18 protein-coding genes are annotated in these 17,908 nt (G+C 71.1%); 7 read left to right on the forward strand and 11 right to left on the reverse strand.

Features of this window, described 5'->3' with window-relative positions; genetic code table 11:
• Positions 1-197: 197 nt before the first annotated feature.
• The gene (locus VGD70_RS21345; protein WP_331083995.1) at positions 198-395 is read right to left on the reverse strand and encodes a ferredoxin; all 198 of its coding nucleotides are present in this window, start codon (positions 393-395) and stop codon (positions 198-200) included.
• Positions 396-513: 118 nt separating this feature from the next.
• Between VGD70_RS21345 and VGD70_RS21350 the strand changes: the two genes are divergently transcribed.
• Positions 514-1,620 carry an NAD(P)/FAD-dependent oxidoreductase gene (locus VGD70_RS21350; protein ID WP_331083997.1) on the forward strand — a complete coding sequence of 369 codons (1,107 nt, stop codon included), beginning with the start codon at positions 514-516 and terminating at the stop codon, positions 1,618-1,620.
• On the opposite strand, the gene xylB is transcribed toward VGD70_RS21350, so the two are convergent.
• The 7 genes from xylB to VGD70_RS21385 form a co-directional block, all read right to left on the reverse strand.
• Positions 1,617-3,170, reverse strand: a complete 1,554-nt coding sequence (gene xylB / locus VGD70_RS21355) for a xylulokinase (RefSeq protein WP_331083999.1) — start codon at positions 3,168-3,170, stop codon at positions 1,617-1,619. The two genes, VGD70_RS21350 and xylB, sit on opposite strands and share 4 nt — an antisense overlap.
• Before the next feature lie 47 nt (positions 3,171-3,217).
• Positions 3,218-4,003, reverse strand: a complete 786-nt coding sequence (locus VGD70_RS21360) for a GntR family transcriptional regulator (RefSeq protein ID WP_331084001.1) — start codon at positions 4,001-4,003, stop codon at positions 3,218-3,220.
• A gap of 78 nt (positions 4,004-4,081) precedes the next feature.
• Complete coding sequence (locus VGD70_RS21365) at positions 4,082-5,485, reverse strand: hypothetical protein (RefSeq protein WP_331084003.1); 1,404 nt, start codon at positions 5,483-5,485, stop codon at positions 4,082-4,084.
• A gap of 14 nt (positions 5,486-5,499) precedes the next feature.
• Positions 5,500-6,456, reverse strand: a complete 957-nt coding sequence (locus tag VGD70_RS21370; protein ID WP_331084005.1) for a substrate-binding domain-containing protein — start codon at positions 6,454-6,456, stop codon at positions 5,500-5,502.
• Between the two features lie 30 nt (positions 6,457-6,486).
• Positions 6,487-7,473, reverse strand: a complete 987-nt coding sequence (locus VGD70_RS21375) for an ABC transporter permease (RefSeq protein WP_331084008.1) — start codon at positions 7,471-7,473, stop codon at positions 6,487-6,489.
• Positions 7,470-8,951, reverse strand: coding sequence for a sugar ABC transporter ATP-binding protein (locus VGD70_RS21380; protein ID WP_331084010.1), 1,482 nt, complete (start codon positions 8,949-8,951; stop codon positions 7,470-7,472). Before VGD70_RS21380 ends, VGD70_RS21375 begins: the two co-directional genes overlap by 4 nt.
• Positions 8,951-10,387, reverse strand: a complete 1,437-nt coding sequence (locus tag VGD70_RS21385) for an aldehyde dehydrogenase family protein (RefSeq protein ID WP_331084012.1) — start codon at positions 10,385-10,387, stop codon at positions 8,951-8,953. Before VGD70_RS21385 ends, VGD70_RS21380 begins: the two co-directional genes overlap by 1 nt.
• A 203-nt stretch (positions 10,388-10,590) precedes the next feature.
• Between VGD70_RS21385 and VGD70_RS21390 the strand changes: the two genes are divergently transcribed.
• Positions 10,591-11,535, forward strand: a complete 945-nt coding sequence (locus VGD70_RS21390) for a ribose-phosphate pyrophosphokinase (RefSeq protein ID WP_331084014.1) — start codon at positions 10,591-10,593, stop codon at positions 11,533-11,535.
• On the opposite strand, the gene VGD70_RS21395 is transcribed toward VGD70_RS21390, so the two are convergent.
• Positions 11,536-12,018, reverse strand: a complete 483-nt coding sequence (locus VGD70_RS21395; RefSeq protein WP_331084016.1) for a type II secretion system protein — start codon at positions 12,016-12,018, stop codon at positions 11,536-11,538. It abuts the gene before it with no gap.
• Between the two features lie 153 nt (positions 12,019-12,171).
• Here VGD70_RS21395 and VGD70_RS21400 point away from each other — a divergent pair, with 153 nt between their 5' ends.
• The 4 genes from VGD70_RS21400 to acpA all read left to right on the forward strand — a co-directional run bounded on the left by VGD70_RS21400 (position 12,172) and on the right by acpA (position 14,898).
• On the forward strand, positions 12,172-12,621 hold the full coding sequence (locus VGD70_RS21400; protein WP_331084018.1) for a hypothetical protein: 450 nt from the start codon (positions 12,172-12,174) through the stop codon (positions 12,619-12,621).
• Positions 12,618-12,824, forward strand: coding sequence for a hypothetical protein (locus VGD70_RS21405; protein WP_331084020.1), 207 nt, complete (start codon positions 12,618-12,620; stop codon positions 12,822-12,824). The genes VGD70_RS21400 and VGD70_RS21405 overlap by 4 nt, the downstream gene beginning before the upstream one ends.
• Entirely contained in the window at positions 12,824-13,081 is a 258-nt protein-coding gene (locus VGD70_RS21410) for a hypothetical protein (RefSeq protein WP_414638016.1), read from the forward strand. The genes VGD70_RS21405 and VGD70_RS21410 overlap by 1 nt, the downstream gene beginning before the upstream one ends.
• Positions 13,082-13,263: 182 nt before the next feature.
• Positions 13,264-14,898 carry an acid phosphatase gene (gene acpA / locus VGD70_RS21415; protein WP_331084022.1) on the forward strand — a complete coding sequence of 545 codons (1,635 nt, stop codon included), beginning with the start codon at positions 13,264-13,266 and terminating at the stop codon, positions 14,896-14,898.
• Between the two features lie 54 nt (positions 14,899-14,952).
• Here the strand turns inward: acpA and VGD70_RS21420 are convergent, their stop codons facing one another.
• Together VGD70_RS21420 and VGD70_RS21425 are read right to left on the reverse strand one after the other, a co-directional pair.
• The gene (locus tag VGD70_RS21420) at positions 14,953-15,714 is read right to left on the reverse strand and encodes a DeoR/GlpR family DNA-binding transcription regulator (protein WP_331084024.1); all 762 of its coding nucleotides are present in this window, start codon (positions 15,712-15,714) and stop codon (positions 14,953-14,955) included.
• Positions 15,715-15,923: 209 nt separating this feature from the next.
• Positions 15,924-16,460, reverse strand: a complete 537-nt coding sequence (locus tag VGD70_RS21425; protein ID WP_331084026.1) for a D-beta-D-heptose 1-phosphate adenosyltransferase — start codon at positions 16,458-16,460, stop codon at positions 15,924-15,926.
• Between the two features lie 206 nt (positions 16,461-16,666).
• On the opposite strand from VGD70_RS21425, the gene VGD70_RS21430 reads away from it, so the two are divergent.
• Positions 16,667-17,791, forward strand: a complete 1,125-nt coding sequence (locus VGD70_RS21430; RefSeq protein WP_331084028.1) for a 1-phosphofructokinase family hexose kinase — start codon at positions 16,667-16,669, stop codon at positions 17,789-17,791.
• Positions 17,792-17,908 lie beyond the last annotated feature (117 nt).

Here is a 17,908-nt window from a genome sequence, read left to right on the forward strand (position 1 = left end):
GCGCGGCTGGCGCCCGGCCGAGTGCTCGCGATCATGCTCGACGGCCTCCGCGCACCGGCCCCGGACGCGCTGCCCGGCCGGCCGCTGAACCGCGCCGACCTCGACGCCGGGTTCGCCGGATAGGGCGCGTCCGGCGGGTCAACATGCCAGGGGCGGCCGGGGCGCGAATCGCGCGGCCAACGATCCGTCAGAGGTGCCTAGTCGGCCTCGAGGGAGATCGCCTGGCTCGGGCACATGTCGACGGCTTCCTCGACGGCCGCGAGCTGCTCGCCCTCGACGTGCTCGACGAGCACCACGACGGTGCCGTCGTCCTCGCTCTGGTCGAAAACGGCAGGCTCGGTGAGCACGCACTGCCCGGCGCCGACGCAGCGGGCGGTGTCCGTGACGACTCGCATCTCTGATCCTCCTCGTGGTTCTGACGCGACCGTACCGTGCGTGTGATCGAGGTCGCTTCGGTGCTCTGTCACGGATCCGGCCGCTACCCAGTCAACCTTGCGACGAAGGGAGAACGTCATGACCCACATCGTGGTTCTCGGCGCAGGTTACTCGGGGCAGGTCGCGGCCAACTTGGCCGCCAGGCGGGCCGACGCGAAGGTGACGTTGGTCAACGACCGGGACCGGTTCGTCGAGCGGGTCCGGCTGCACCAGCTCGCCGCGGGGCAGGAGCTGCGTGAGCGCTCGCTCGCCGACCTGCTGCGCGGGACCGGCGCGTCGCTCGTGGTCGACCGGGTCACGGGGATCGACCCCGGCGCGCACACCGTCGAGCTGGCGGCGGGGGAGCCGCTGCACTACGACACGCTGATCTACGCCCTCGGCAGCCGCGCCGACCTCGAGTCGGTGCCCGGCGTCGCCGAGCACGCGTTCACGGTCGCCGGCGCCGAGCACGCGGCGCGGCTGCGGGAGCGGGTCGCCGCGGGTGGCACGGCCGTCGTCGTCGGCGGTGGGCTGACCGGCATCGAGGCGGCCACCGAGCTCGCCGAGTCGCACCCGGAGCTGAAGGTGCGGCTGCTCACCGGCGACGTCCTCGGCTCGCGGCTGTCCGAGCGCGGCCGCCGCTACCTGCGCCGCTCGTTCGGCCGGCTCGGCATCGAGATCCGGGACGAGACGCGGGTCGCGTCGGTGCGCGCGGACGGCGTGCTGCTGGCCGGCGGCGAGCACGTCGCGGCCGACTTCGTCGTGTGGACAACGGGTTTCACCGTGCCGCCGCTCGCGCGCGAAGGGGGCCTGGCGGTGGATCCGGCCGGCCGGATGATCGTCGACGACACGATGCGCTCGGTCTCGCACCCGGACGTCTACGGCATCGGCGACGCGGCCGCGGTGCGCCGGGCGGACGGCCAGGAGCTGCGGATGGCGTGTGCCACGGGGCTGCCGGCCGCGCAGGCGACGGTCCGCGCGATCACCGCCAGGCTCGCCGGCCGCGAGCCCACGCCGTTCCGGTTCCGGTACGTCAACCAGTGCATCAGCCTGGGCCGGCGGGACGGATTGATCCAGTTCGTCCGAGGGGACGACAGCCCGAGGGAGGCCGTGCTCACCGGCCGGTTCGCGGCGCTGTACAAGGAGATCATCGTGCGCGGCGCGCTCCAGGTGCAACGCCACCCGGGGCTCCCGACCTCGTTCTAGCGGGCCTCGAACCACGGCTCGAGCCGGCGGTACGCGTCGAGGAAGACGGCGTGCCTGCGCCGGTAGGCGGCGGTCCGGTCCGGCTCGGGGGTGAACTCGGCGGTCACCGTGGACAGCTCGCGGGCCACGCCGAACCCGTCGACCAGGCCGACGCCGACCGCCGTGGTGACCGCGGCGCCGAGGCTGTTCGCCTCCTCGACGACGCTGCGGCGGCGGACCGTGGCGCCCCAGACGTCGGCGAGGATCTGCAGCCACAGGTCGCTCGCCGCGCCGCCGCCGATCGCGTCGACCCGGCGGACCGGGTGGCCGGCGTCGCGGAACACGGTGACGCACGTGGCGAGGTTGAACGCGACGCCCTCGAGGACGGCCCGGGTGAGCTCGGCCGGGCCGTGGTGGCGTTCGAGGCCGAGGAAGGCGCCGGCCGCGGCGGGGTTCCAGTGCGGGGAGCGCTCGCCGAGCAGGTGGGGGAGGAAGTAGAGGCCGGCGGTGTCCGCGTCGGCGGCCTCGGCGAGAAGCTGGCGGAACCTCGTGGGGTCCTGGGGCCGGAGCACCTCGGCGACCCAGTCGAGCGACGCGCCGCCGGCCTGCATGGTCGCGGTCGGGACGTAGCGCCCGGGCACCACGTGGTCGAAGGTCATCGTGCGCATCATCGGGTCGAGCATGGGCTCGGTGGCGGCGATCGAGATCCACGACGACGAGCCGAGGTAGGCGTAGGCGCCGTCGGCGGGGTCGAGCACGCCGACGCCGAGCGCGGCGAGCGGCCCGTCGCCGCCGCCGAGGACGACGGGGGTGTCCGGGTTGAGCCCGGTGGCCGCGGCGGCGTCGGCCCGCAGCCCGCCGGCGACGGTGCTCGCGGGGACGATCGGCGGGAACAGCGCGGGGTCGAGGCCGGCGGCGTCGAGGATCTCGCCGCACCACTTGCCGGCGCGCTGGTCGTAGGCGTTGGTGCTGGAGGCGTCGGAGTAGTCGGTGAGCAGCGTGCCGGTCATGCGCGCGACGACGTAGTCCTTGGCGAGGCAGACGTGCTGGACTTCTTTGTAGGCCTCCGGCTCGTTCTCGCGGACCCAGAGGATCTTGGTGAGCGAGTAGGTCGGGTGGACGCGGTGGCCGAGGGTCTCGTAGGCGTGCCGGGCGCCGAGGGTGGCGTTGAGCCGGTCGGCCTGCGCGGTGCTGCGGTGGTCGGCCCAGATGAGGGCGGGCCGGACGGGGCGGCAGGCGGCGTCGAGGAGGACGGCGCCCATCATCTGCGCGGAGAACCCGACGGCGCTGACCTGGTCGGGCCTGGTGCCGGTGCGGTCGAGGAGCTGGCGGGTGGCCGCGCAGACCGCGTCCCACCAGTGCTCGGGATCCTGCTCGGCAACCCCGCCGGCGGCGAAGGTGGTGGGGTAAGCGACGGTGACCGCCGCGACGAGCCCCCCGTCATCGCGGTGCAACGACGCCTTGTCCCCACTGGTCCCCAGATCGTGCGCGACGATCATCGTCAGCTCCGCCTCGCCGTCACGGCTCGGCTTGCCGACACGGTTTTCAACGCCGAGCACCGTGCCCGACATTGTGCACCCCGGGATTGTGCACCCCGGGCGAGCCCGGCACCCCGCGGTTACGGCGGGTTCGGGGTGACCAGCATGTTCGGGACCGAGGCGGCGCTTCGGCGGCGCAGGCGGACCTGGAAGCGGCTGCGGTCGCCGCGGTGGTAGGCGATGAAGTGTTCCACCGGGCGGCCCAGCACGTCCCACGCGGTGCTGTGCAGCAGCAGGACCGGGTCGCCGGGGTCGAGGCGCAGCGCCTCCGCGATGGTCGGGCTCGCGGGCACGGCCTCCAGCAGGCGGGTGCCGTTGTCGAGCTCGACGCCGTACTTGGTCTCCAGCAGGCCGTACAGGGACTGCTCGGTCAGGTCGTCCTGCAGGAGCCCCGGCGCGATGGCCGGCGGCAGGTACGTCCGCACCAGGACCCACGGCTCGCCGTTGGCGTACCGGAGCCGCTCCAGGCAGATCACCGGGTCGCTCTCGGCGAGGCCCAGCTCGGCGGCGACCCCCGCCGGGGCCGGCACGAGCTCCTGCTGCAGGACCGAGGACCGCAGCGTCCCGCCGCGGGCGGTGACGTCCTCGTGCAGCCCGGTGAGCGACTGGAACAGCGTCTCGTCGACCTTGCGGGCCGCGGCGAACGTGCCCTGGCCCTTGCGGCGCACGACCCGGCCCTCGGCCTCCAGCTCGTCCAGCGCCTGGCGCACCACGGTCCGCGACACGTTGTACTGCTCGCACAACGTCACCTCGCCGGGCAGCCTCGTCCCGGCCTCCCAGTGCTTGTCCAGCTGCTCGTCCAGCAGCTGCTTGAGCTGCGCGTAGTAGGGCAGCGGCGAGTCGCGGTCGATTCGGTCGGTCGGCACCCGCGTACGATACGCCTCCACATTCTCCCCCTTACCCGGAATCGGGTGCGACGCGAGCCGCACCCGATTCCGCGGTGGCTATCGCTTTTTCTTCGGTACGTACAGCTTGATGTCGTCGAGTGACGCACTGCCTTCGTACACATTGGTGTAAAGGTCACCGATGACGAAGTAGTCCGGATAGGCCGAACCGTTCACCCATTGGTCCTGCCAGGTCCGCTGCGCGAGGACACCGTTCTGCTTCAGGTCGCCGTTGAACCGGCCGTCGTACTCGTCCGGCGTCACGTTGTAGTGCCAGATCGGCTTGTTGTCCACGACGAACGGGCGGGTGAACCGGAACGTCTGCTGGCCCGACCGGGCGAACAGGCCGCTGATCTCCAGCGTGTACGCGGTCTTGCTGCGCTCGATGGCGATCGTGTAGTCGTTCTGCGGCATCAGCTCCGGCAGCATCTCGCCCGCGGTCGACAGCTGCTGCTCGGCGACCCCACCGGAACACGACGTCATGAACCACTGCGAGTTCCCGACCAGCCCGCCCTTGCCCGGCGTGTATCTCGGCATCCCCGAGATCCACATGTTGACGGTGTTGAAGTTGCTGTCCCGGTAGTTGTAGTAGGTCTTGGTCTTCGCGTCGCAGATCCGGCCGCCGGTGCCGTTGCCGACCCGGTCCGGGTGCTGGGCGAAGGAGTCCATCAGCACCTTGCGGTGGTAGTGCCAGAAGTGGTTGTTGCGCGGCGCGGGATCGGCGAAGTCCACAATGGTCATGAAGTGGAACCCGTTGTACCCGTACGGTCCACTTCGGACGTCCTGCCACTCGCAGTACGGCGCCGCCGCGTTCCCGCTCCAGCCCGGCGTGTACGGGCCCTCGCCCCACGGGTGCTGGGTCTTGCAGCCCTCGGTGGAGTAGCCGTTCTCCCGGCCGTCGTAGGTGACCGAGCCGTTCCGCTTGCCGCCGAAGTCGAGTGTCTTCAGCTTGTACTCGATCCGGTACTCCTGCGGCAGCTTGTTCGTCGGCCGGAAGATCGCGCCACCGGTGTGGTCCGGCACGTTGATGTTCGCGACCTTCCCCGCACCGCGCAGGTTCTCGGTGGTGATCGACGGCTCGGCCTCGATCACGCCGTCCGCGTTCCAGTCCCGTGCGGACAGTGACGCGGTGAGCCACCCGTTCGTGCCGAGCTGGTACTCCTTGCGGTAGGTGTTGAAGCTGTTCAGCTGGTCGGTCCAGGCCTGCCCGTAGTCGTTCTCGTACCACAGCCCGGCGTCGTCCGTCATGGTGTCGAACGGGTCGCCGTAGTTTTCCCGCGCCCACTGCGCGTCTGTCGGTAACGGCGAGCTGAAGTCCTCGGCGTAGAGCAGTTGCCAGCCGGCCCGGCCGCGTTCGCCGGCCTGGCCGCCGTCCGTCGGCGCGGCCGCGGCGGGCGTCACGACACCCGTCACGAACAATGTCGCGACAGCCACCACGTTGAGGCTTCTCGATCGTCGACTCATCAGCCGTTCTCCTTTTAGAACTCACTGTTGGGGTCGTAGTACTCGTTCACGTTGTCGTTGGTGATCTGCGGGGACGGAATTACCGTGTCCTTTTCCGGGGTGGAGCCGTCGTCGAGAATGGCGCCGAGCCGCTCGTAGGCGGCATTGCCCATCTCGACGGCGTTGTTGAGGCCCGTCACCGCGTAGTTGCCGCCTGCCGCGATCGCGGCCAGCGCCTCCTTCTGGCCGTCGATGCCGGCCAGGAAGATCGCGTCGGTCTTGCCCGCGTCCGCGATCGCCTTCTGCGCGCCCAGGCACATCGAGTCGTTCTCGCAGAACACCGCGCCGAGGTCGCCGTGCCGGGCCAGCAGGTTCTCCATCACCCGCAGCCCGCCGTCGCTGCTCCACTCGCCGAAGTCCGGCGCGTCGACCTGCTCGATGCCGGACTGCTTGTCCAGCACGGACTTGAGCCCCTCGGTGCGGGCGATGCCGATCGAGTTGTCCGCCGGGCCGCCCTTGATGATCGCGACCTTGCCCTTGCCGCCGAGCTTGTCCGCGATGAACTCGCCGTCCTGCTTGCCGAGCACGGTGTTGTCCGGGCCGACCCAGCTGGTGTACTCGCCGGTCTGGAACTTCCGGTCCACGAGCACGACCGGGATGCCCTTCTGCTTGATCGCGTTGAGCGCCGCCGGGGCCGCCTCGAGCGGGCCGCCGGAGATGATGATGCCGTCGACGTCCTGGGCGAGGAGCTCCGACACGTTGGAGGTCAGCGTGGCCGCGTCGCCCTTCGCGTCGGTCACCCGCACGTCCACGCCGGCCTTGTCACCGGCGCGCTCGACGGTCTTGGAGATCCCGATGAAGTACGGCGCGCCGAGGGTGAAGTTGACCATGCCGATCGTGCGCGGGCCCGACCCGGCGTCGTTCCCGGACGCGCACGCCACCGCCGCCGACATCGTGATCGCTACGCCCATCAGTGCTATGAGTCGCCGCATGGCAGCTCTCCTTGTTCTGTGGAAGGAAACTCAGGCGTCCTCGCGTCGCCGCGCCAGCACGACGGCGACGATGATCAGTCCCTTGAGGACCTGCTGCCAGTAGCTCTGCACCTCGTAGAGCGTCAGCAGGTTGTCGATCAGCGCGAGCAGGACGACACCGCCGAGGGTGCCGGGCACGCTGCCGCGGCCGCCCGACAGCCGGGCGCCGCCGATCACGCACGCGGCGATCGCGTTGAGCTCGAACGCGACGCCGACGCTGGGCTGGGCGATGCCGACCCGGGAGGCCAGGATCACCCCGGCGAGCCCGGCCAGGAACCCGCTGATCATGTAGGTGAGCAGCACGTGCCGGGGAACGCTGATGCCGGCCAGCCGCACCGCCTCGGAGTTGCCGCCGATGGCCACGATCGACCGGCCGGCCGTGGTGCGGGTGAGGAACAGCCACGCCAGCCCGAAACAGACCAGCATGATCACCGTCGCGATCGGGATCGGGCCGAGCGAGTCGGTGCCGAGGGAGAGGAAGCTGATCTCGGTCGGCGTGATCGGGGTCTCCGAGTACACGTAGGCCAGGCCGCGGATCGTGGTGAGCGCGGCGAGCGTGACGACGAACGGCGCCAGCCGGAACCGGGCCACGAGCACGCCGTTGACCGCCCCGCACGCGACGCCGGTCGCGACGCCGATGGCCATCGCGAGCGGCACCGGCAGGTCGGCGGCGAGCCCGGCGGTGACGATGCCGGTGAGCGCCACCACCGAACCGACGGACAGGTCGATGCCGCCGGTGAGGATCACCGTCAGCATGCCGAGCGCGAGCAGCCCGGTGGTGACCGACTGGCGCAGCAGGTTGGTGAGGTTGTCGTCGGTCAGGAACGACTCGGTCGTGGTCGCGGCCACCCCCAGGAGGACCACGAACGCGACCGCGAACGCCCCGTTGATCAGCAGCGCGCGGTTGCGGAACCTGCGTGCGCCGTCACCGGGGTCCCGCGGACCGGCCACAGTGGACAGCTCGTCGACGGACGTCATGACGCGACCCCAATCGAGTAGGCCAGCACTTCCTCCTCGTCGGTGCTGCCGGCCGGCAGGTCGGCGACCACCCGGCCCTCGTGCATCACCAGCACCCGGTCGCTCATGCCGAGCACCTCCGTGAGGTCGGAGGAGATCATCAGCACCCCGAGCCCGGCCCGGGTCAGCTCGTCGACCATCCGGTAGAGGTCGACCCGAGCGGCCACGTCGACACCGCGCGTCGGCTCGTCGAGGATCAGCACCTTCGGCTTGGCCAGCAGCCACTTCGACAGCACGACCTTCTGCTGGTTGCCGCCGGAGAGGTGCTTCACCGGCCGCTGGATGCCGCGCGGCCGGACGTCGAGCCGGTCGGTCATGTCCCGCACCGACCGTCCCTGGCGGACCCGGTCGATCAGCCCGCGGCGGCGGAACGTGCCCATCGTCGCGAGGGACGCGTTGTCCCGCACCGAGAGGTCGAGGACCAGGCCACTGCGCTTGCGGTCCTCGGTGACGAGCGCGACGCCGGCGGCGATCGCCTCCTTCGGCGTCCGCAGCCGGACCGGGCGGCCGGCCAGCAGGATCTCGCCGGACGTGCGGGGGAACGCGCCGAAGAGGACCTCGGCCAGCTCGCTGCGGCCGCTGCCGACGAGCCCGAACATGCCGACGACCTCGCCGGCCCGCACGGTGATCGACACGTCGTCGAAGACACCCGCGCGGGCGAGCCCTTCGGTGCGCAGGAGCTCCGCGCCGGGCTGGGTGCGCCGGTCGGGGTAGATCTGGTCGAGCCGCCGGCCGGCCATCAGCCGGACGAGCTCGGCCTCGGAGGTCTCGGACGGCGTGGTGGTGGCGGTGACCGTGCCGTCGCGGATGACCGTCACCCGGTCGGCGATCGCCATCACCTCCTCGAGCCGGTGCGACACGTACAGCACCAGCACGCCGTCCGCGCGCAGCGAGCGGATCAGCGCGAACAGCTGGTCGAGGTCGTCGCCGGCCAGGACCGCGGACGGCTCGTCGAGGATGAGGATGCGTGGCTCGCTGGCCATCGCCTTGGCGATCTCCACCATCTGCTGGCGGGCGACGGACAGCCGCCGGGCGTGGCCGCGCACGTCGATGCCGGCGAAGCCGGTGCGGTCGAGCAGCGCGCGGGCCCGGGCGTGCGCCGCCGGCCAGTCGACGAGGCCGCGGCGCTTCGGCAGGTCGCCGAGGAGCACGTTCTCGGTGACCGACAGGTCCGGGACGAGCGTGAGCTCCTGGTGGACGGTCCGGATGCCGAGCTTCTGCGCGGCGTGCGGGTTGCCCAGCGCCACGGGCCGGCCGTCGACCTCGATGCCGCCCGCGTCGCGCTGGACCGCGCCGCAGAGGACCTTGATCAGCGTGGACTTGCCGGCCCCGTTCGCGCCGACGATCGCGCGGACCTCGCCGGCGTCGGCGTCGAGGTCGATGCCGTGCAGCACCTCGACGCCGGAGTAGGACTTGCGCACCCCGTGCAGGGACAGCATCAGGCCAGCGCTTCCATCACGATGATCGTCTTCTCGTCGGTCATCTCGAGCAGCGTGTCGCGCAGCGACTCGCGGCTGCCGCCGGTGTTCTTGCCGCCGCCGAAGGGCAGGTGCTCCGAGCGCAGCGCGGTGGACCCGTTGATGATCACTCCGCCCGCCTCGAGCCGGCGCGCGATCGAGAACGCGCGGCCGATGTCCCGCGTGAACACGGCCGCCTGCAGGCCGAACTCGCTGGCGTTGGCGTGGCGCAGCGCCTCCTCGGCGTCCTTCACCCGGACCAGGGGAGCGACGGGCCCGAAGATCTCCTGGGCGATCTCGGGCTCGTCCGGGCGCACGCCGGTGAGGACGGTCGGGTGGACGAAGTTGCCCTCGCGCTTGCCGCCGACCGCGAGCGTGGCCCCGTCGGCGACGGTCCGCTGGATGGCGGCCTCGACGTCGCGGGCGGCCTGCTCGGTAATCAGCGGGCCGACCTCGGTGGCGTCGTCGAGCGGGTCGCCGACCTTCAGGTCCCTCGTGCGGGCGACGAGGTTCTCGGCGAGCTCGTCGTAGACGGCGTCCTCGACGTAGATCCGCTTGACCGCGCAGCAGATCTGCCCGTTCCCGCGGGCCAGCCGCCCGAGCACGATGGCCTCGGCGGCCCGGTCGACGTCGGCGTCCGCGCAGACGATCATCGGGTCGTTGCCGCCCAGCTCGAGCTGGACCTTCTTCAGCGTCCGGGCGGCGATCGCGGCGACCTCGCGCCCGGCCGTGGTGCTGCCGGTGAGGCTGACCAGCTGTACGCCTGGGCTTTCCACCAGCCTTCGCGCGGTGTCCGGTCCGCCCGTGATCACCTGGTGCGCGCCTTCGGGTGGCCCGGCCTCGTCGACGATCGCGGCGATCTCGAGCAGGGTCAGCGGGCACTTCTCCGGCGGCTTGACGATGACCGCGTTGCCGGCCGCGAGCGCGGCGGCGGCCTTGTGGGCGTAGAGCTCGACGGGGTAGTTGAACGGCACGATCGCGACGACGACGCCGAGCGGTTCGCGGATGGTGATGGCGAGGTGCCGCTCGAGCCCGGGTGTCACGTCGAGCGGGATCTGCCGGCCGAACAGCCGCTTGGTCTCCTCGGCGAACCCGCGGAAGATCGCGATCGCGGCGGTCAGCTCACCACGTGTCTGCTCGATGGGCTTGCCGTTCTCCTGCGCCAGCAGCCGCGCGAGCGCGTCGAACCGCCGCGCCATCCCGTCGGCGACCGTGGTCAGGAGGGCCGCCCGTGCGTGCGCCGGCAGCGCCGCCATGCCGGCCCGCCCCTGCTGAGCAGCGGCGATGACGGCCTCGACCTGCGCGGCATCGGCGACCGGCATGGTGCCGAGGACATCGCCCGTGGCCGGATTGTGGATCTCGATACTCGTCGGCTCCGCGGACGCCGGCACAGGCACCTCCAGGTCGATGGTGCTCATAATGTGATCCTGTACGTACAGGATGTCAAGAGCGTCACTCGTCGCGGACGCGCTCGAGGCCTGCTCGGCCGCGGCCCCGGTCAACTGCCTGGCGAGGGCCGACCGTGGCCGTCGCGTTTCGGACCGTGCTGCTGAATGCGCTGGTCACGCGCCCAAGTAGCATGCGGCTCGGCCGATCGTGCGGTTGAGCAGGGGAGTCGTTCGTGCGGGAGATCGCCGTCTTCAGCGGGAGTGCGCATCCGGAGCTCGCCGCCGAGATCTGTGCGCACCTGGAGGTGCCGCTGCGTCCCGTCCGCATCAAGCGGTTCGCCAACGACTGCATCGAGGTGCAGCTGCAGGCCAACTGCCGCGAGCGCGACGTCTTCCTCATCCAGCCGCTCGTGACCCCGGTCCAGGAGAACCTCGTCGAGCTGCTCCTGATGCTCGACGCCGCGCGCGGGGCCTCCGCGGCGCGCACCACCGTCGTCATGCCGCACTACGCCTACGCCCGCTCGGACAAGAAGGACGCGCCGCGCATCTCGATCGGCGGGCGCCTCGTGGCCGACCTCCTCGTCGCCGCCGGCGCCAGCCGGGTGCTCGCCATGACCCTGCACTCCCCGCAGGTGCACGGGTTCTTCAGCGTCCCCGTCGACCACCTGCACGCGCTGCGCGAGCTGGCCGCCTACTTCCGCCGCTACGACCTCGGCAACACCATCGTCGTCTCGCCGGACCTCGGCAACGCCAAGGAGGCCGCGCACTTCGCGAACCTGCTGAAGGTCCCCGTGGCGGCCGGCGCGAAGCAGCGGTTCGCCGACGACAAGGTCACGATCACCTCGATCATCGGCGACGTGCGCGGCCGGGACGTGATCGTGCTCGACGACGAGATCGCCAAGGGCAGCACGGTTCTGGAACTGCTCGACCGGTTGCGCGAGCTGGACGTCCGCTCGATCCGGGTCGCCTGCACGCACGGCCTGTTCGCCTCCGGCGCGCTCAAGCGGATCGGCGAGCAGCCCGAGGTCACGGAGATCGTGTGCACCAACACTGTGCCCATCCCGAACAGCGAGCGCACGTCGAAGCTGACCGTGCTCTCCATCGCGCCCGCGCTCGCCGAGGCGATGCGTCGGATCCACAATGGAGAGTCGGTCAGCGCGCTGTTCGACGCGCCGTGATCAGGCGCGCGGGTAAGGCTGCTGGCGGTTGACCACCGAGGTGGCGCTCTCCCCGTTGTACGCGGGACTCTCGGTGGGGTCGGGCACCCGCGTGCCGTAGGCGGTGTTGGCCTGCTCGTTGGCCAGCCGGCGAGCCTCCCGCTCGTGGGCGAGCTCGTCGAACTCCTCGCGGTCCCGGATCCGGGTGAGCGCGGTGATCGCGACCGCGTGCGCGATCCCGATGATGATCAGCACCACCCCGAGACGCAGCACGAGGCCTTCGACCGGTTTGTCGGTCCACACGTCGATCGTGGAGACGAGCGCGAGCACGCCCAGCACCACCAGGTGGAACAGCACCGACACGAGCCTGGTCAGCGACTCCGCCGAGGCGCTGGGCGCGGACTGTTGCAGGAACCTGCGGCCGTTGCGGTAGATGATCTGGCCGTCGACCAGGACCAGCAGGGTCCCGATCAGCAAGAACGTCAGATAGCTGTTGGTGTCCACGGCGTGCACCTCTCGTCGGACTACCCACGGTGAGTTGCCCGTGCCGCGTGCCGTGAAACCCGCCGGCCGGGCGCTTTTCCGTGGACCAGCCGGTTTGACCCGCTCGTCTGGTGGGCACCCGGTCCGGGACCGCACGGAAGGAGCACCTGACCGATGCGCAGCGAGACAACGGGCCAGGCGGCCGCACACCGGCTCGTCCAGTGCGTGCTCGACAGCGACTCCGACGGGCTCACCGATGCCCTGGAGACCGTTGTGGTGCAACAAGACCGGCTCTCCGGCTACGTGCGCGAGGTGGTCGCCGAGCTCATTCAGGTCGCCGCCACCGCGGTGCGGGACAGCGTCGGCCCCAGCTACGGCGACGCGGCGTTCGCGGTGGAGCTGCGGGACGAGACCGAGGGGTCGGTGTCGATCGACGAGCTGGCCCCGCAGTCCCGCGCCACGATCCGCGCGTTGCTCGCGGACCTCAACGGCAGGGCCGAGGACGCGCAGTTCCAGCTCGACCTCGCGGTGCGTGAGCTGGACCCGCTGACCGGCCTGGACACCGTCCGCCGCGCGCTCACCATGACGGTCGCGCTGATCCAGTGGTCGGGAGACGCACGGTGACCTCCGACTTCGGCGCCGACGACCTCGGCGCCGACGACCTCCTGGCCGACCCGGCGGACGTCCTGGAGCAGCGGCGTCCGGTGCGCGAGGACGACGAGCCCGAGACCGAGCCGCCCCCCGACGAGATCGACCCCGAGGCGGACCCGGCCGACGTGCAGGAACAGCTCCGGACCGTCCCGACCGAGGAGGAGGACTGGCCCTGATGCGTGACGGCGGCCAACCGGCGGACCCGCCGCAGGACACGGGTCCCCCGGACCCGGTGGAGCGCGATGGCGCCGCCCTGAGCGCGGCCGAGGACCTCGACGAGGACCGCTTGGCCGCGGACCCGTTGGAGGAGGCCCTCGACCCGCCGGAGCACTATTCCGGCGTGAACAAGTGGGGCACCACCCCGTTCGAGGAGAGCCAGGGCGAGCCCCTCGACAGCAAGCTCCGCGCCGAGCAGCCCGACGTGCAGCCGTAGGACCCGCCGCTGATGAACATTTGTCAACCACCGCAGGGCATTCGCCGCATAAGGGACGAAGATCACGGTGCCGTCCGGACAGTGCTTGCCTTCGGTGCTCCCAAGGGCGACGCTGTCAGCGCAGTCGGGCGTGGAGGTGCGGTATGCGTCGGTGGACATTCCTGGGCCTAGCGGTACCGGTGATGCTCGCGAGCACGGTGGTGGCCGCCGATGCCCAGTCGGGCGACACCGGACACGGTGGGCGGCACCGGATCGACCACATCGTGGTGATCTACGAGGAGAACCACAGCTTCGACAACCTGTTCGGCGGTTGGGAGCGCGTGGACGGGCTGCCCGGCGCGAACCCGCAGAAGCAGGTGGCGACGGACGGGACCCCGCTGGCGTGCCTGCCGCAGAACGACGTCAACCTGACCTCCCCGCCGCTGCCGGTGACGTGCACCGGCCAGCCGGCCGACTCGGCGTTCGCGAACCAGCCGTTCCCGCTCGACCGGTACATCTCGCCGCAGGACACCACCTGCCCCGCGCCGGGCCAGTTCGCGCCCAACGGCATCCCGAAGGGTCAGGGGCTGCCCGGTGGCTGCACGCGGGACCTGGTGCACCGCTACTACCAGGAGCAGTACCAGCTCAACGGCGGGCGGATGAACCGCTACGTCGCCGGCAGCGACGCGGTCGGGCTGACCATGGGCCAGTACGACACCCGTGCGCTGCCCATCTACCAGTACCTGCACGGGCGGCAGGCGCCCAACTACGTCGTCGCCGATCACCTGTTCCAGGGCGCGTTCGGCGGCTCGTTCCTCAACCACCAGTGGCTGATCACGCCGCACACCCCGACCTGGCCGGGCGCCGTGCGCGACGGCGGCGCGACCGACCTGCACTCGGTCGTCGGCCCGGACGGCCACCCGGCGGCGGCCCCGCTGCACCCCGCGGCGCCGGGCGTGCGCGACGGGGCGCTGACCCAGGCGGCCAACCCCGACGGCAGCTGCGTGGTGCCCGCCGGCGTGGCCCCGCCGCCGGCGGGGACGGCGTGCGGTGACTACGCGGTGAACACCATCCAGCCGCCGTACCAGCCCTACCCGCCGGGCACGCCGGCCGCGCGGCGGCTGCCGCCGCAGACCACGCCGACCATCGGCGACCGGCTCTCCGGCGCGGGCGTGGACTGGGCCTGGTACTCGGGCGGCTGGGACAACGCGAACGGGAACGTCGGCGGTCCGGGATGGACGAACGGCACGACGCCGGGCACGTGCGCGAACCCGCGCACGACGGCGAACGCGGTGTACCCGAACTGTCCGGATGCGACGTTCCAGTACCACCACCAGCCGTTCAACTACTACGCCAGCCTCGCGCCCGGGACGGCCGCACGCGCCGCGCACCTGCGGGACGAGGTGGAGTTCGTGGCCGCGGCGAAGGCCGGGCGGCTCAAGCCGGTGAGCTTCGTCAAGCCGGTGGGGGAGGACAACGAGCACCCCGGGTACGCCAGTGAGGACAAGGGCAGCCGGCACCTGGTCGACCTGGTCAAGGCGGTCGAGGAGGGCCCGGACGCGGCAAGCACGATGATCGTGGTGACCTACGACGAGTTCGGCGGGCAGTGGGACCACGTCGCACCTCCGGCCGGCCGGCGCGGGGTGAGCGACCAGTGGGGCCCGGGCACCAGGATCCCGGCGCTGCTGATCTCCCCGCGGCTGCGACAGCACTTCGCCGTGGACCACACCTCGTACGACACCACGTCGGTGATGGCGACCATCGAGGACCGCTTCCGGCTGGCGCCCCTGGGCACCCGCGACGCGGCGGTGCACGACTTGTTCACGGCGTTCCACTGACGGACTCAGCTCCACGGCGCGGCGCGGCCCGACGGTCCGAACTGGACAGTCTCGTCAGACGATCACGATTCGGGGGCCCGCCTGGGCCAGCTCGTTGATCGTGGCGCGGTCGACCCGGTCGTCGGTGATGAAGGTGTCGATGTCCTTCAGCTCCGCGAAGCGGGTGAAGCAGTCGTTGCCGATCTTGGTGTGGTCGGCCAGCAGGACGCAGCGGCGGCTGCTCGCCACGGCCGCTCGCTTGATCATGGCCTCGGCGGAGTCCGGTGTGGTCAGTCCGCGCTCCGCGGAGATGCCGTTCGTGGCGATGAAGGCCACGTCCACGAACGTCTCGCGCAGGGCCTGCAGCGCCCAGGCGTCGACCGTGGCCAGGGTGCGGCTGCGCAGCCGCCCGCCCACGAGCATGATCGTGAGGTTGGGGCGGGTCGACAGGGTGAGCGCGATGTTGACCGAGTGGGTGACGACCGTCAGCTCGCGGTCGGTGGGGAGCTCGTCGGCCATACGTGCGGTGGTGGACCCCGCGTCGAGCAGGATGCTGCCCTCCTCGGGCAGCTCCGCGAGCGCGGCCTTGGCTATCCGGGTCTTCTCCGCGGTCATGACACCCTCGCGGGTGGCGAGCGCCGGCTCGAAACCGAGGCGCTCCACCGGGATCGCGCCGCCGTGCACCCGGCGGACCACGCCGTGCCGCTCGAGGATCGTGAGGTCGCGGCGGATGGTCTCGGTGGTGACGGTGAACTCGTCGGCCAGCGCGGTGACGTCCACCCGTCCCCGCGCTCGGGCGCGTTCGAGGATCACCTGCTGCCGCTCCTCGGCATACACCGGCGACTCCCTCCGCACACGGGGTGTGGCAGTTCGCGATTATAACGGGAAGAGAACAAGGGACCCGGTGGACCGCGAGGGGGGCGCGGTCCACCGGGATGCCGGGGTATGCCGGATCGTTTCGCCACCGGCGGGGGCTGTTGTCGCCGAGAAGAGTATCCGCCGGCCGACTGGTAAAACTACTAGCACCAGTGCCGAGCGGGCGCGGCTCAGGCCGCGATCACCTGCGGGCCGGCCGTGGCGATCTCCTTGGCGGCGATCGGGTCGACGCCCGAGTCGGTGATCACGATGTCGAGGTCGGCCAGCTCACCGAACGCGGCCGGCTGGTTGTTGTCGATCTTGGTGTGGTCGGCGAGCAGCACCGTGCGGCGGGCGCAGGCGATCATCGCGCGCTTGACCGTGGCCAGGGCCTCGTCCGACGTCGTGAGCCCGCGGGCGACGGAAAGTCCCATGGTGCCAACAAAGGCGACGTCCACGTAAATGTTCCACAGCACGCGCAGGGACCACTCGTCCACCGCGGCCAGGGAATGACGCTGCAGCCGGCCGCCGACCATCATCAGCGTGAGGTTGGTCCACGAGCTCAGCGCTGAGGCGATGGCCAGGGAGTTCGTGACCACCGTGAGCTCACGGTCGGTGGGCAGGATCTGGGCGAGCAGGCCGGTGGTGGTTCCGGCGTCGATGAGAATGGCGCCGTCCTCGGGAACCTCGGCCAACGCGGCCTCCGCAATGCGCTCTTTCGCGCCCATGCCTCACCGCCCGCGGATCAGGGAAGCGCGAGCTTACTGCCTGAAACAACGAGTTCACCAGTATTGCGTCGAGTTTCTTGACTCGCCACAGAGGAGAAGGTAAACACAGCGATATCAAGATGATTCGGCGCGATTCCCACATACACGCAGAACGGGTGAACCGCCGGGTGTAAGCGTGCTTTGCCGTCCCAAAAGGACGGAAAGTCATGGCCGTCGGGGACGACGAGGGGACGGTTGAGCGCGTGATCGTGACGGTGACGTTGAACCCCAGCCTGGATCGGACGATGGAGATCGCGGACCTGAACCGGGGTGGGCTCATCCATGCCGAGGCGACCCGGCTGGATCCGGGAGGCAAGGGCGTGAACGTGGCGCGAGCCCTTACCGCACACGGGTTTCCGGCCTGTGCGGTGGTGCCGCGCAACGGCCCGGAAGGCATGCGGCTGACCGCGTTGCTCGGGGTCGAGGGGATCGACGTGTGCGCGGTGCCGGTCACCGGCCACACGCGGTCCAACGTGAGCCTCGTGGAGCCGGACGGGACCGTCACGAAGATCAACGAGCGTGGTGGCCGGCTCACCGACGGCGACCTCGAGGCGATCCTCGAGGCGGTGCTGGCGGTGGGCGACGGGGCCGAGTGGGTGGTGGCCAGCGGCAGCCTGCCCCCCGGAGTGCCGGACGCCTTCTACGCGCGGCTCGGTCAACGGGTGAGCGAGCTGGGCGTGCGGTTCGCCGTGGACACGTCCGGGCCCGCGCTGCCGGCGGCGCTGGAGACGCGACCCGCGCTGGTGAAGCCGAACCGGGACGAGCTGGCCGAGTCGGTCGGGTTCCGGATCGACACGGTGGCCGACGCCGTGCGCGCGGCGGAGGTCATCCGGGAGGCCGGCGCGGGTGCCGTGCTGGCCAGCCTCGGCGAGGACGGCGCGGTGCTGGTCGACGCGAACGGCGTGCGGTACGGGGAGTCCCCGGTGGACGGCGGGCGCAGCGCGGTGGGCGCCGGCGACGCGATGCTGGCCGGTTTCCTGGCGGCGACCCTGGCGAACGGCGGGTCGAACGGTGGCTCGAACGGTGCGGTCAACGGCCGCGCGGAGGGCAGTGGGAGAGGTGCGGGGGACGGCGGCGCCGAGACCGGTTCGGGTGGCCCGGTCGACGGTGTCGGTGGGGATGCGTTGGTGGAGGCGTTGTCGTGGGGTGCGGCGGCGGTCCGGCTCCCGGGTTCCCGGATGCCCGGACCGTCTGATGTGGACCGTAGTGCGGTGTGCGTGCACGCCACCGCTGATCTCTCGCGGCAGTTGAGTGGGCCGCACCAAGTACACGGAATGGAGCAGATTCGATGACGAGTTTGCCGACAGGTGTGTCGGACCTGAAGCACTTACAGGGCAACAGCTTCCGCGCCAGGGTGCAACGCTTCGGCGGCAACATGGCCGGAATGATCATGCCGAACATCGGCGCGT

The organism is Actinophytocola sp. (genome assembly GCF_036402745.1).
Taxonomy (GTDB): Bacteria; Actinomycetota; Actinomycetes; order Mycobacteriales; family Pseudonocardiaceae; genus Actinophytocola.